The following is a 14,314-nucleotide window of genomic DNA, read 5'->3' as shown; positions in this document are numbered from 1 at the left end:
AATATAATTTAGACCCAGTCTCCTGTAATGATTTTCTCTTCTTCGCCAGGTTGTGTTCCTAAAAGGTTACCGTTTGGCTCAAAATTGAACTTATCCTCAGTAATCACTTCAGACGGAACTTCAAAATCGTCAGGATTTTCTTTGGTGAATGGTAAAGCGTGAGCCACTTTTAACCCGATACTTTCTGCCTGAAGGATATTTAAAGTCGTAGGGAGTCTTGTTAACCATGCTTTTCCTTGTTTTTCTCCTTTTGGCTGTTTCATTTCATCAACAATTGATAAATAAAGTTCATCGCCAATGACAGGAACTTCACCGCCACTCCAAATTTTTCCTGTTGCTAAATAGAACTGTACAGCATCTTCAAATCCGGGACGCACCGTTGCAATAACTCTTGCCATTCCACTTTGTAGGAAGTTTCTGAATAATGGATCAGTATTTTCTGACTGATATAATTCTACCCAATTCTGCTTGTTGCCCCAGTAATAAGGATACAGGTAATACGAAAGGTTTTCCCATTCAAAAGCCTGTTCCATGAATTTTACGAAAGCAGTATATTTATCCAAGTCATTAGAAAGTACAGTTTCATAATCTGTAAACGTAGTTCCTTGTGTTAATCCTGCTAATCCATATCCATGAGTAGATCCAGCAGCTCTATCTGCCATATATGAAATACAATTTTTACGCAATACCGTATTTTCAATCTGTCTGTAGAAATTAGGATTTGAGTCTTTGATTACTACTGCTTTACTTTGCTCTTCTGCAAGTTTATTGTTGTAATCTACCAAAGCTTCTTCATAAGCATCAATAATTGCTTTGAATGTCTTTTGAAACCATGCATCTTTGGCTTCTTGAGTGAGTTCACAATAAATAGAAATGTTGATGTACGAAGTATAATAGCTGGACGAATATGCGGAAATAGGAATACTTTTTCTAAATTCTTGATTAAAAAATGTATATCCTTGTCCCTCATATCTACCTCCATTGAGCATTCCTCCAAAAGAAGCAAAAAGAACATCACCTGCACTTGCTGTTAATCCTCTTCCATTGTTAAGATTTTCCATTCCAGAAAGCCATGCTTTTGCTTTTTTTGCAACATAATTATCTGGGATCGTTAATGTATCCTTATCGCTAAAAAATAGAGATTTTGGGTCGGATCCACTGAATGATAATCCTTTGCCAATTGTAACACTGCTGTCAGGTTTTTGATCTATTTCTACATTATATTTTCCTGCCCAATATTTAAGAATATTCTCCCCATTTAAGGTTCCTAATACTGAATAATCCGTCATTTGCATTGTTGTAGAGGTTCTTGGATCCACAGGTTTTACTAAATCTGTTTGATTCGCACTTTTAACATTCACCATTCCTAATAAATGAAGCTTAGCAGGTTCAGGAATCATAAACTCAAACATCATTCGTTTGCCATAGTTGTAAATCTGATTTTTCATGAGTTTATCTACCCATCTGTAAACGCCTACAACATGTTTGTCACCTTTTCTATTGTCAAATCCATGAGAATTATTTTCTTCAAATTCATCAATAATTTTTTCAATTCTTTCTTCATGTACCTTAGTTACAATTCTATCCATTGCTCTGGCGGTAATGTCTTGGGACTGAGTTACTGCCTGTCTTGTGCTTTCTTCTTTTGATTTATGATTGGCATATGCTGCGCCTGCATTCAAGGTAATTCCAAATTTGCTGTTGGTATAAGAGGAATTAGCATAAGCATTCATATCTGATGATTCCTGTACCATCTTAGAAATCTCATTCTGCATTTCATAACGATTAGCAGTAGTCGTATCGGTAAGTTGTTCCCTTTCGGTATCGGATGATGAAGTCGTGGTATTTTCACTTCTTCTTAATCTTCTTGTAGATTTCTCACGGTATTCTCGTGCCATTACATTTTCAATATGGGCAACTTCACCTTCAACATAAGCATGAGTGTTTTGCTCTACCTTTAGATAATCAGCAATACCGATATTTTTGAAGCCAAATCCGGACGGAATAAAGTTGTCTTCATCTTCAACAAGTATCGGTGGTTCTCCTTCTTCAACTTCCAATTCAAACTTTCCAGTTGTACAGGTTCTTACACTCACAGGGGTTACAAACTCTGTAATCCTTCCATTGGTGAAAAGAACTTTTACTCTTAGCATTGAATCATGAATAAAATTGAAATCTAGCCCGGGACTGAATAGATCGTTCAGGAATATAGTATTTCCTGATCGGGATTTTGTATATCCATTACCCATTATTGATGACGCTCCAGCCGGAGTCACTTGATAAGATATTAAATTGATATCCCAAGAAGAATCAGGTACATTTAATGCCAGATCCAGCATATATTGTTTATAATTCATCTTTGTACAAACCTGGAAAGTAAATGGTACAGAAACTGTTCTGGCTACCGGTACAATTACCCCGCCGATACTTGTATATGTTTCTTCATTACTTTGTGTATTCTCAAGAATGGTATTATTAAGGTTATCTACATTTTCATTAATTACAGTTGTAATTTCTGCAAAAGTAGTTCTGCCTTCCAATAGCAATTCAAGATCTTTAATATCATCTTGTTGAGCACGGCTTGTCAATGCTTCAGGCTCAAATTTATGACCTAAAACATCCAATAAGGTTTCCAGACTCTCAGCCTTCAAAGATTCAGTTAAAGATTCAGCACTTACTTCGTCTCTAAAGTTAAATTCAAATGTTGGAAGCTTTGGATAGGGAATATTTTTGGGTTGCTGACAAGGATCTTCCGGATTATATTCGGTCCCGGGAGGTCTGATACCACAATATTCTTCCTGGGCAAAGGCAACGGCTTCATTATATTTTTCAATAATTGGCTCAATTAGTTTTTGATGTGCTTCATCCTGAATTTTGTATTCCGCCTGATATTCTTTTTGGTATTTTTTCTCAGTCGCAGTTAGGTTTTTCTTTAAGCCTTCAATTCTGCTAAGCTTAGTTTTTGCTGTAGAAGTTGCCTGCTGTTTCCTCATTTCTTCAGAAGGGGCGGTTTCTTTTACCTCATTTCCGGCAGATCTGGCTGCAGATCTGGCAATAGGAGAGGAGTTTTCATCCTGCATTAATTCTTTTGGAAGGACAATTCTTGCGGCTAAGGCAACTTTAATACTTTCATCATCATTTCCATTAGTAAACACATGTAATGCTGTAATCATCTGCATCATTACTTCTTTGATGTAGAAATCTTTCTGGGTAACAACCTGATAAATAAAGTTGTCCCATAAGAATATCATATCCGGAAGAACATAGGTAGATGCCAATACGGCATTTTTTTGTACCTCGTATTCTTCATACGTACAAGTACTCTTATTTCTGGCAATCCATACAGCGAAATAATAAAAAACGTTATATGTTCTTTTAAAAATTTCTAAATTATTAGTGGTGCTGTCTTTAGAAATTAGTGCTGGTGATGCTGCAAAGTTAGATGCTTCAGCAAGTAAAAGTTGTCTTTTAGATCCTGTTCCAGCTGTAACTTGCGGATAAAAATGACCGTCAGATTTTACTTCATCCGGCATAAGAATAAAGCGTCTCGTATGTTCATTTTCATCAGATAATTGTGGACTTCTTAAGCTTACGAATCTAAAAAGTGTTTGTGTTGGTGTGTTTTCTGCAATCGGTGTTGCTGGGCTTTCATTTTCTGCCATTTGTAATTTGTTTTTGGTTTTAAAAAATTTAAAATTTGAAGTTTTATTTTGGGTTTGCTAAATTTTTTAAGTGGTTTTCAGACATTTTCTTTTTCATTTCTGTTAATTTTTGGTGTTAATTTTTAAGCACAGTTCTGGCTGTTCAGCATTTTTTGTGAATGGTGAATTCAAAGGTTTTGTAATGTTTTTTGAAGGATTATCTTGTGTTTTATTTATACTTCAAAGATAATGTTGGACAGTGACAGAACTTGACATGTTTAATTTTTTCTAGTAATCAATTTCTTCTTTTAAAATATCATTTTCAAAATCTTCACGGAAGAAATCTTCAATGTTGGAAAGATAGTTTTCATAATCTATCTCGGCGTTTTCGATGTCGCTCCACTCAATCGTATAAAGCTCTTTGTCGAAGGTTGTATCTAGATTGTGATTGGGTTTTTGCATGTTTGGATTCGGGTTTTTAGTGTTGAGATTGAAACAGATTTCTAGCTGTTCAGCATTGATTGATGTTGAATTCGAATGTTGTTTTTTGAGATTATTTTTGTGCTTTATTTATACTCCAAAGATAGGAGCGGAGAGCGACAAAACTTGACGTGTTTAATTTATTTTAGAAATTTTATCATTTATTTTTTAAGTATTTTCTAATCAGAATAAAGAATAAAATTGTGACGAATTTCAGTTATAATTAAAAAAGCTTATATTGAACTATTATAAGGTTAAAAGCTTATAATTTATTTCTAATTAATTTTTGTACAATCTGATTCAGCATTTCTCTGTTATCATCAATATAACTTAATCCAGCTTGTATGAGATTCTCAATATTCGATCTTTTCACATTATCCATGGAGGGTGAAGCATTCTTCAACGAAGGATTTAGTCGATAGTAATTTTTCTGATTTCTTTGTCCTAACGTTTGAAACATTTGCCCTAATTGATAATCAACCGTTTCTGCGTTGGCAGACATTAAGATATCAATAATTGGGTTTACCCAACCTATTTTTCCAGCCTTTTGTAATTTTTTAAATGAATACGATCTTGACTCAATTCCTGTGCCGATTGAAACCATAATCATATCATTTACAATCGGATGATTTGCCTTTTGATGGTTTTTCAAAACTTCCGCAAAGGGAATTTTTCTTGCTTCGGCATAGGCGCAAAGTGCAGGATTATTGGCAAACATTCCACCATCAATCAAACTGAAAATCTGTCCGTACATCGATTTAATCTGAATCGGTGTAAAATAAGTCGGAGCTGCTGAGGTCGCTCTGCAAACGTCTTTTACATAAAAATTATCTGTGCTTATATTCGCTTTCCAGGAATTGAATAATTTTGCTCTTCTGTTTTCAATATCGTAACTTGTTATTAGACATGGTTTTATTAATTCTTTTAATTCTAATTTTCCAAAAAAGTCATTCAAGTTTTTTTCAAGTTCGTCTTGGGAGATTTTTTCGTTCAATAATCCAAACGGATTCACCAAACGCTCCCAAAAAGAAACGTGGAATATGTCACCACCTTTTTCGGCATACAATTCCAACCCTTTCTGGATAGAATATTTTGACTTTCGGTGTTCATCAGGACATAGAATAATAGACGCAATAAGCCCTCCTGTGCTGCTTCCCGCAACAAAGTCGAAATAATCGCCAAGTTTTGCACTCGGCTTATCATAAAACTGCAGTTGTTCTTCTATGTAACGCAGGATAATGCAGGTGATAATTCCCCTGATCCCGCCTCCGTCCAAAGAAAGGATGGTCGTCTTTTTCATGTTTTTTATACTTGTTTTTTAAGAAATGTATGGCAATTTTAGACAAGTAAAACCAATAGTTTTCCGAAAATTACTATTGGTTTTAGCTTTTTATAATGATTGCTTTTGGGGTCTTTCTTTAAAGCAAATATAGGATCGGGAAGCGACAGAACTTGTCGTGTTAAAAATAAATTCTCTTTTTGGGGAATTTATATTGATTTTTTTAATCAATTATTTTAAATGGTTTTTAATTTAAACCTTAATGAATTTTTAGTTAATATATTATATAATAACATAACCATTCTTATCCATTTTCATTTTTAATAAAGTTCTCCAACTCGTTTTCACCAACCCTTTTTTCGTCAGAACATTTTTCTTTTCAAAATGAGGAAGATCCTTAAAGGTTTTCCAATTGCCACCCCAATGCCAACCATGTTTTGCGAAAATTTTTACACATTCGTACCAATCTGCAACTTTGTCGTTATCCCAATCTTTTGCGGTGTCCCAGCTTGCTGTTTTTCCACCAATGATCATACAAATATCGACGGCGAGTCCGTAATTGTGGATGCTTTGTCCGGCTTTGGCATTGGTCACTTTTTTTCCTGATGTGATTCTTCCGATGGCGTACAATTTTTCCTGTTCTTCGAAACTTCTCAAGCCTTGGGTGATTCTCACTTTTGCTCTTCCGGTTAATGCTTCGTCGCATTCTTTAATAATCTCCTTCACTTCTTCTCTTATCAATGGGTGAAGTTTTTCGATTCTTTGTAATGTTACTTTGTCCATAATTGTAAATTGGTTATGAGACAAAAATAGAAGGTGGAGGCGACGAAACTTGACGTGATATAAACTGATTAAATAGATTTTAGATGCTGAGAAAACGAGTTTTTATAAGCAAAAATAAGAATGTAATACGACAAAATATGACGTGTTATAATATTTTTAATATGTTGATATTCAGTATTTTTAATTTGTGTTAAAATTTTAATTAAGAAGAATTTAATTCTTTAAAAGCTTTAGTTTTGTGAAATAAAATTTCATCATTCAGTCATGTACGCTTTAGTCGATTGCAACAATTTTTTTGTTTCATGTGAAAGAACTTTAGATCCTACGCTTGAAAACAAACCCGTTGTGGTACTTTCCAACAACGACGGATGTGTTGTGTCCAGAAGCAAAGAAGCGAAAGATTTGGGGATTCCGATGGCGGCCCCGGCTTTTAAATACAAAGAGCTTTTTAAAGAGCATGACGTAAAATCTTTTTCTGCAAAATTCGAATTGTATAATTTTAAAAGTCAACAAGTCATTCGTATTGCAAAGTCATATGTTGTAGAACACGAAGTTTACAGTATTGATGAATTATTTCTAAATCTCACAGGTTTCAAATACATCAATATCAATCAGTATTGCAATGAGATTAGAGACAGAATTAAAGCTGAAGCCAATATTCCTGTAAGCATCGGAATTGCTCCCACAAAAACGCTTTGTAAAGTTGCTAACAGAATTGTAAAAGATTTTCCTGAACAATGTAATGGAGTTTATACGTTGGATACTCCCGAAAAAATTGAAAAAGCTTTAAAGTGGCTCAATATCGGAGATGTTTGGGGAATCGGGCGGCGACTTGGCGCAAAAATGCACGACAATGGCGTTCATAAAGCTTGGGATTTACTGCAAAAACCGGAAATGTGGGTTCGTCAAATTATGGGAATTCATGGGATAAGAATGATTAATGAATTGAAAGGAATCCGTCAATTGGAATTAGATTCTCCTTCTCCGAAAAAATCCATTGCGGTTACAAGAAGTTTCATGGAAATGCTCACCAACAAAGAAGATGTCCGCGAAAGGGTAGAAACTTTTGGGATGTATTGTTCTGAAAGACTTAGAAAACAAAATGCCTGCTGTAAAATGGTAACGGTTTTCGTACAAACCAATCGTTTCAGAAAGGATTTACCCGAATATAGAAATGCCATCACTCAAATTCTTCCCAATCCTACAAACTCATCAATCCTGATTGGAAGAGTAGTGAACGAGTTGTTTGAAACTATTTATAAAGAAGGTTTTCATTATAAAAAAGCAGGGGTTATCGTCAATGATTTCGTGCCTGAGGATCAACGGCTGATTAATCTTTTCGAGGAAGATACCCAGAGTCAACATTTACCGGTAATGAAAGCGATGGATGCGATGAATAAAAAATTCGGGAAAGATAAAGTCCGTCTTGGAAGCATGAGCGGAAAAAATACATTCGGAAGAAAACAAATTTCTCCTGAATATGAAGAGTTTCTGAAAAATAATACGTTAACAGAAGCTAATTTCAGATTTCACTAAAGTTTTCATTTGAGCAGTCTTAAACAAATTTAAAATAATTTTAAGAACGTGAAATGAATTATTTATTTTTGTGATTATTTGATAAAATATGATAAAAAAACTACTTTCCTTTTCTCTTTTTTATTGTTTTATAATTTCTTTCGGACAGGTGTATAAACCGATTGACACGGCAGATTATGCCCAGAGGAAAGATTTTCTGAAAAATTTTTCCGTTACCAATGAAAATTTGATTAAAAAAAATAGAACAGATTATTCCGGGAAAACGGGAAGCGAATTATCAAAATTTTATAAAGAATTCGAAAAAGATTTTGAGAAAAAAGTGAAAAATAAAGATTTTATTTTCAATTCTGTTTTTGATGCTAAAGTGAAAAATCTGATTGATAGGCTAAAGAAAAATAATCCTCAAATTCCACAAAATCTGAAAATTCTTATTGCAAAAGACAATACTCCCAATGCTTATTGCTTTGCAGATGGAACTTTCGTAATCAATATGGGACTTTTTAATTGGCTGAATAATGACGACCAGCTGGCTTCAGTAATTTCTCATGAATTGGGACATAAAATTTCTGAACATACTTTGAAAACCCTTATAGGAATTGTCGATCAGGATCAGATGGATAGAGTGGTGGTTCAGAATATAAAATTGAACAAAGAAAATAGAAACCAGCAGGCTTTTGATGTTCTTAAAAGTAGAATTTATAAAAAAGGTGCAGAAAACAGAAAGCAGGAAATGCAGGCAGATTCTTTGGGTTATGTGCTTTTTAAAAACAGTGATTTTAAGAAAGAAGAATTTATCAATACATTAAAAAGACTGGAGGATTTTGATACGATTTCGCCAAGAGAATTAAAAGTAGAAACCTATAAAAAATATTTTAATCTTCCGAAACAGGAATTCAAGGATAAATGGCTGAAGAAAGAAGATTTTTCATTATATAACTATGATAATTTTAAAGAAAAGCTGAATAAAGATTCATTAAAATCGCATCCGGAAATTGCCTTGAGAATTACTTATTTAAAGAAAATATTTCCTGAACTAAAAGCTGAGGTCAAAGATGAAAAAGCATCAGAATCTTACGCTGCATTGGAGAAAATTGCGAGAATGGAAACCTTGCCCAATTTTTTTCATTCTGAAGATTATGGAATCGGGATTTATTCAAGTTTGCAGTTTTTACAGGATGGTGAAGAGGAAAGCTATTACAAAAAATGGCTCGGAAAATGTTTTGCCAAAATCTACGAAGCACGGAAAAATTATAACCTAAACCGATATCTGGATCGTGTAGAGCCGAAAAATCAAAGTGAAAGTTATCAGCAGTTTTTAAATTTTATGTGGAACCTGAGTTTAGATGAAATAAAAAATATTTCTGATTACTACCAAACAGAAAAATCCTGACCAAAAGTCAGGATTTTTTTATCTTAATAATTTAATCTTTCAAGGCGAATTTTATTAAATTTTTCTTTTTCATTGAATTCACGAAGGAGAATATAGCCTTCTTTCGCAACATAAGGTGTCACGGTATAATTATCTTTTTCAGAAATAGGAACAACTTCCTGCTTAAATTTCCCGTCGATAACGGTGTTGATGAAAAGGTTCCATTTTTTTTCTTTTGTTACCTGATCTTTCTGATAATCGCGGAAGAAAAATACAACGTCTTTTCCGTCATTCAGGTATTGAGAAAAAAGATAATCATTATTAAACCATTTTGTTTTTTCCTTTTCAAAAACTTTTACATCTTTAATTTTGAAATCTTTATCCGTATAAATGTACACCAAATCTGTTGTTTTTGGAGCACTATATTCGCTCATTGGCTTATACTTTTCAGCTAAAATTCCTACACTTCCGTCACTCATAAAATACATATCTCTGGACTGAAGCATGTATCCGTTTTCCACATATCCATTGGCATTTATTTTCGGAAGAAAGCTTGTAAGATCCTGTTTGAAATTAATAGATTTTGAGCTGGTGCTAAAATCGGATTTATTCACAATCAGCCTTGAAAATCCTAACTGATCAAAAGAGGGGGAAAAAGTTTTGCCCACAAGAACTACTTTATCATCAAAAGTTTTGTCATTATCAAGTTTTCTGTATCCCGCGTAGAATGTATCGATATTGTCGATGGTTTCATCTGAAAACCCGGTTACTGGTTTGTTGGATACTTCTTTTCCTGTCTGCGTATCGATCACGACAAGGCTGAATGCCTTTTTATCATCATTTACCTTTTTCATGATGCAGTACATATATTTCTTATCTTTTTCCAGAACGGAAAGGGCGGAATAGTTCTTTTTGTCTCCATTGGCGTTATAACTGTATTTCCAGACTTCTTTTTTGTCCGGCGTAAATTTCATCAGGCTGTTATTGCTGATGTATTTTCCGAAGTCTTTGTATTCTATGGCGAAATATCCGCCTTCTTTAAGCTCGCCGACTGCCGAAACATAATTGTAGCCCTTTGCTTTTTTCTCTTCACGGTTTTCTTTACGCTGTTCTTTCCAGTTTTTAGGTTCGTGCAGTTCTTTAAAAGTTCCGTCTTCCTGATAATCGTAATAGATTTTTCGTATAATGGTATTGGCTTTGGGATCTATCACCATGGAAACCGGAGTGAAAAGATCCTTATTTTTTACCAGTGTATAATCTATTCCGGAGGGTTTTAAAATAATCTGCCCTTTGGAATCCACATATCCCACATACGATGCTGCCGTAATATCTCCTTCAAATTCTTTATTGGCAACGGGATTCAGGTTTTTATCTAAAATTACGTATTCGAACTTTTTTGTTTTTTCCCCGGATTTTCCATAAGAGTAAATGGATACGTAACCGTAAAGAGTATCTTTATCATCAAATAAAGCATTCATCCCGGTGTGTTCTCCCGAAGCTAATGCCGTTAAATCCTGAGTCTGGGAATAGGCGAATGTCTGAAACAAACCAAACATCAATAGTGTTATTTTTTTCATGGTTAAAATTTGAAGCTCAAAAATAATGAATTCAAGTGTAAGTTTTTAGAAAAAATAAAGCCCTGATTTTTCAGGGCTTTTGGTTTATATTTTTGAAAGTAAGTTTCTGAAACTTGTTTTTTCGTCAATAATTCTTCTTAATTCCGATACAGGAACTCTTTCCTGAACCATCGTATCTCTGTCTCTTATCGTCACGGTATGATCTGTTAAGGAATCATGATCGATTGTAATACAATATGGTGTTCCGATGGCATCCTGTCTTCTGTAACGTTTTCCGATGGCATCTTTTTCTTCGTAGAATAAATTGAAATCGTATTTTAAATCATTGAAGATTTTTTCAGCGTATTCTGCCAAACCATCTCTTTTCATTAATGGAAGAATTGCTGCTTTAATTGGCGCTAAAGCTGGCGGTAAAGATAAAACTGTTCTTTCTGAACCATCTTCCAATACTTCATCTTTCAAACAATGAGAGAAAAGTGAAAGGAATAGTCTGTCTAAACCAACCGAAGTTTCCACAACATAAGGAACATAATTTTCATTTCTTTCAGGATCAAAGAACTGAAGTTTTCTTCCTGAATGCTTTTCATGAGCTTTCAAATCGAAATCTGTTCTAGAGTGAATACCTTCCAATTCTTTAAAACCAAATGGGAAATTAAATTCAATATCTGCCGCAGCATTTGCGTAGTGAGCCAGTTTCTCATGGTCATGGAATCTGTAGTTTTCATCACCTAAACCAAGAGCCAAGTGCCAGTTCAGACGTTTTGTTTTCCATTGTTCATAGAATTCCAATTCTGTTCCCGGAGCAACGAAAAACTGCATTTCCATTTGTTCGAATTCACGCATTCTGAAAATAAACTGTCTTGCAACGATCTCATTTCTAAATGCTTTTCCGATTTGTGCAATACCAAACGGAAGTCTGTGACGGGAAGTTTTTTGAACATTTAAGAAATTCACGAAAATCCCCTGAGCTGTTTCCGGTCTTAAATAAAGATCCATCGCAGAATCTGCAGAAGCGCCTAATTTAGTTCCGAACATCAGGTTGAATTGTCTTACTTCTGTCCAGTTTTTTGAACCTGTATCAGGATCAGCGATTTCCAATTCTTCAATTAAAGCTTTTACATCAGCAAGATCTTCATTTTCAAGAGATTTAGCCAGTCTTGAAAGAATAGCTTCTCTTTTTGCTCTGTATTCCAAAATTTTTGGATTCGTTGCTTCAAATTGAGCTTTATCAAAAGACTCACCGAATCTTTTCGCTGCTTTTTCAATTTCTTTGTTCTCTTTATCTTCAATTTTCAAACAGTAATCTTCCACCAAAACATCTGCTCTGAAACGTTTTTTGGAATCTTTATTGTCAATCAATGGATCGTTGAAAGCGTCTACGTGGCCTGATGCCTTCCATGTTGTTGGGTGCATCAAAATTGCTGAATCAATGCCGACAATATTTTCGTTAAGCTGTACCATCGCTTTCCACCAATATTGTTTGATATTATTTTTTAGTTCGGCACCGTTTTGTCCATAATCATAAACTGCGGATAAACCATCGTAGATCTCACTGGAAGGGAAAATAAATCCATATTCTTTAGCGTGAGAAATCACTTTCTTGAAAACATCTTCTTGCTTTGCCATAATTTTTTAACGTCTGAAGTGCAAAAATACAGATTTTACAACAAATTTTTTGATATTCATTTGTTTAATCCACAGAGAGATTACTCTTCAAAGCTTTTTTCAATCATTTCTAAGGAATCAATAACCGCCGAGATCTTTGCATTCTGTTTCCTGATTTGTCTTGGTCTTATGAAAAACCAGTTGATTGCCATCCAGAAAAAAGTTAATCCATACGATAATATACCACCAAACAAAGACATTCTTAGAACAAATTCATAAAAATAAACGGCAAATCCTAATGACAATAAAATAAAATAAATACTGATACCTTTGGTCTGCATGTAAAGCTGCTGTTTTTGTAGTTTCTTGAGTGCTGTCAAATATTCCTGATTGCTTATCGCTGGATTTATTTTACGGATAATATTAATATTCTGAGAATAGAGATAAATGTACATTCCAATTGCGGCAAGTACAAAAATAAAGCCTAATCTTGTGGTAAATAATTTAAAATCAATGATATTCCAGAGGTAAATGATAAAAGCGGAACTTAAAATCAAACAACCCATTTGAAATATTATAGAGAAAAGCTTTTTTGTTCTGTATTTTTCAGCTTTGGATTTTATTTCTGTAATGTTGGGAATTTCCGCACTTTTTTTATTCCAAATATCTTGGAAATTAATATTTTCAGATGGCATAATTTTTAAATTTTTCGGTTAATCTTTCTTTGATCCTATGTATTTTAACTCTCACATTAGCAGCAGAAATTCCTACTACTTCTGCAATGTCTTTTTGCTTCATTTCTTCGAGTTCTAGAGAAATGATGATTCTTTCAAGTTCAGGCAATTCGGAAATACACTGGTATAAAAAGTTGGTCATTTTTTCCTGTTCAACCTTATTCTCCTTTTCCGAAATATCTTTGATCTGATAAGGAAGTTCATTTTTAGGCATTCGCTTTTCAACATGGACCTGTCTCAGGCAAATATTTGTCGCAATTCTATAGATCCACGTTCCGATATTCGCTTCCTGCCGAAAATTGGGAAGTTGCTGAAAAACGGCTATAAAAGTTTCCTGACAAAGATCTTTTGCCATATCATCGTCATTCACATACCCCATACAGAGTCGAAAAATCTTCTTCCAATAAGTATGATAAATTTCATCGAAGTTTAAATTGTGCATTGATCCTTTTTAGAATTTAGAGAACACCCAACCGAAAATGTTACAATTATGATGAGTGAATATAAAGAATCTTTTATTGACATTCCAATCTGAGCTAAATCGTTCGAAAATTTCTACTTTTGTTCCATGTTAGAAATTCTTTATCGAGACGAACATCTTATTGCCATCAATAAACCAAGCGGATTATTGGTTCACAAGTCTTTTTATTCCGGAGAAGCCGATACTTACGCTATTCAGGAACTGAGAAAGCAAATCGGGCAGAAAGTGTATCCTGTGCACCGGTTGGACCGAAAAACTTCGGGCGTTTTATTGTTTACTTTAGATAAAGAAACATTGAGAATGATGAGTACTCAGTTTGAGGAAAAAAAAGTTGAAAAGAAATACATTGCCATTCTACGAGGCTGGGCAAAGGAAGAGGAAACCATCGATTATGATTTGGTGAATGAAAATGAAGTCAAGCAAAATGCAATTACTAATTATCGCCGGTTGCAGACTTCGGAAATAGATTTGCCTTTTTTAAAACATCAGACTTCGAGATATTGTTTGGTGGAAGCAATTCCTGAAACGGGAAGGTTTCATCAGTTGAGAAAACATTTTAAACATATTTTACATCCTATTTTAGGTTGTCGTAAACATGGTTGCAATAAACAGAATAAATTGTGGCTTCAAACATTTGGCATTAACAAAATGACGCTTCATGCTCATCAATTGATTTTTAATCATCCGATTTCTAACGAAAAAATCACGGTAAATGCTACTATAGATGAGGAGTTCAAAAGAGTAGGGGATGTTTTGAAGTTTGATTTAAGCGCGTATTCATAATTTAAACGCAAAGATTTAATTATACAATTTTTTATTTTTAGAAAAG

At 34.1% G+C, this 14,314-nt stretch carries 11 protein-coding genes; 3 read left to right on the top strand and 8 right to left on the bottom strand.

Annotated features, from left to right (window positions below; all coding sequences use genetic code 11):
* Window positions 1-8: 8 nt before the first annotated feature.
* The 4 genes from ASG22_RS20855 to ASG22_RS13225 form a co-directional block, all read right to left on the bottom strand.
* A complete protein-coding gene (locus tag ASG22_RS20855) occupies window positions 9-3,662 on the bottom strand; it encodes a hypothetical protein (RefSeq protein WP_117590797.1) in 3,654 nt (1,217 codons plus the stop codon).
* Window positions 3,663-3,929: 267 nt separating this feature from the next.
* On the bottom strand, window positions 3,930-4,103 hold the full coding sequence (locus ASG22_RS21015; protein WP_157844722.1) for a hypothetical protein: 174 nt from the start codon (window positions 4,101-4,103) through the stop codon (window positions 3,930-3,932).
* Between the two features lie 280 nt (window positions 4,104-4,383).
* Window positions 4,384-5,421 carry a patatin-like phospholipase family protein gene (locus ASG22_RS13230; RefSeq protein WP_055985347.1) on the bottom strand — a complete coding sequence of 346 codons (1,038 nt, stop codon included), beginning with the start codon at window positions 5,419-5,421 and terminating at the stop codon, window positions 4,384-4,386.
* A gap of 261 nt (window positions 5,422-5,682) precedes the next feature.
* On the bottom strand, window positions 5,683-6,183 hold the full coding sequence (locus ASG22_RS13225; protein ID WP_055985346.1) for a M15 family metallopeptidase: 501 nt from the start codon (window positions 6,181-6,183) through the stop codon (window positions 5,683-5,685).
* 264 nt (window positions 6,184-6,447) lie between these two features.
* On the opposite strand from ASG22_RS13225, the gene ASG22_RS13220 reads away from it, so the two are divergent.
* A complete protein-coding gene (locus ASG22_RS13220; RefSeq protein ID WP_055985344.1) occupies window positions 6,448-7,719 on the top strand; it encodes a Y-family DNA polymerase in 1,272 nt (423 codons plus the stop codon).
* An 88-nt stretch (window positions 7,720-7,807) separates the two neighbouring features.
* A complete protein-coding gene (locus ASG22_RS13215) occupies window positions 7,808-9,109 on the top strand; it encodes a M48 family metalloprotease (protein ID WP_055985342.1) in 1,302 nt (433 codons plus the stop codon).
* A gap of 23 nt (window positions 9,110-9,132) precedes the next feature.
* Here the strand turns inward: ASG22_RS13215 and ASG22_RS13210 are convergent, their stop codons facing one another.
* From ASG22_RS13210 to ASG22_RS13195, 4 genes are all read right to left on the bottom strand, one after another.
* Window positions 9,133-10,665: a hypothetical protein gene (locus ASG22_RS13210; RefSeq protein ID WP_055985341.1), complete on the bottom strand. Its 1,533-nt coding sequence runs from the start codon at window positions 10,663-10,665 to the stop codon at window positions 9,133-9,135.
* Between the two features lie 84 nt (window positions 10,666-10,749).
* Complete coding sequence (locus tag ASG22_RS13205; protein WP_055985338.1) at window positions 10,750-12,291, bottom strand: glycine--tRNA ligase; 1,542 nt, start codon at window positions 12,289-12,291, stop codon at window positions 10,750-10,752.
* An 80-nt stretch (window positions 12,292-12,371) separates the two neighbouring features.
* A complete protein-coding gene (locus ASG22_RS13200; RefSeq protein WP_055985336.1) occupies window positions 12,372-12,965 on the bottom strand; it encodes a hypothetical protein in 594 nt (197 codons plus the stop codon).
* Window positions 12,955-13,446, bottom strand: coding sequence for an RNA polymerase sigma factor (locus tag ASG22_RS13195; protein WP_055985333.1), 492 nt, complete (start codon window positions 13,444-13,446; stop codon window positions 12,955-12,957). Before ASG22_RS13195 ends, ASG22_RS13200 begins: the two co-directional genes overlap by 11 nt.
* Window positions 13,447-13,572: 126 nt before the next feature.
* On the opposite strand from ASG22_RS13195, the gene ASG22_RS13190 reads away from it, so the two are divergent.
* Window positions 13,573-14,268, top strand: a complete 696-nt coding sequence (locus tag ASG22_RS13190; RefSeq protein WP_055985331.1) for a pseudouridine synthase — start codon at window positions 13,573-13,575, stop codon at window positions 14,266-14,268.
* Window positions 14,269-14,314 lie beyond the last annotated feature (46 nt).

Origin of the sequence: Chryseobacterium sp. Leaf405, assembly GCF_001425355.1 — a bacterium.
In the GTDB taxonomy this organism is placed as follows: Bacteria; Bacteroidota; Bacteroidia; order Flavobacteriales; family Weeksellaceae; genus Chryseobacterium.
This window is presented reverse-complemented; position numbering and strand designations above follow the sequence as displayed.

Excerpts from the sequence above, each read along its gene's own strand:
- ASG22_RS20855 (WP_117590797.1), bottom strand. The coding sequence starts at position 3,662 with ATGGCAGAAAATGAAAGCCCAGCAACACCGATTGCAGAAAACACACCA.
- ASG22_RS21015 (WP_157844722.1), bottom strand. The coding sequence starts at position 4,103 with ATGCAAAAACCCAATCACAATCTAGATACAACCTTCGACAAAGAGCTT.
- ASG22_RS13230 (WP_055985347.1), bottom strand. The coding sequence starts at position 5,421 with ATGAAAAAGACGACCATCCTTTCTTTGGACGGAGGCGGGATCAGGGGA.
- ASG22_RS13225 (WP_055985346.1), bottom strand. The coding sequence starts at position 6,183 with ATGGACAAAGTAACATTACAAAGAATCGAAAAACTTCACCCATTGATA.
- ASG22_RS13220 (WP_055985344.1), top strand. The coding sequence starts at position 6,448 with ATGTACGCTTTAGTCGATTGCAACAATTTTTTTGTTTCATGTGAAAGA.
- ASG22_RS13215 (WP_055985342.1), top strand. The coding sequence starts at position 7,808 with ATGATAAAAAAACTACTTTCCTTTTCTCTTTTTTATTGTTTTATAATT.
- ASG22_RS13210 (WP_055985341.1), bottom strand. The coding sequence starts at position 10,665 with ATGAAAAAAATAACACTATTGATGTTTGGTTTGTTTCAGACATTCGCC.
- ASG22_RS13205 (WP_055985338.1), bottom strand. The coding sequence starts at position 12,291 with ATGGCAAAGCAAGAAGATGTTTTCAAGAAAGTGATTTCTCACGCTAAA.
- ASG22_RS13200 (WP_055985336.1), bottom strand. The coding sequence starts at position 12,965 with ATGCCATCTGAAAATATTAATTTCCAAGATATTTGGAATAAAAAAAGT.
- ASG22_RS13195 (WP_055985333.1), bottom strand. The coding sequence starts at position 13,446 with ATGCACAATTTAAACTTCGATGAAATTTATCATACTTATTGGAAGAAG.
- ASG22_RS13190 (WP_055985331.1), top strand. The coding sequence starts at position 13,573 with ATGTTAGAAATTCTTTATCGAGACGAACATCTTATTGCCATCAATAAA.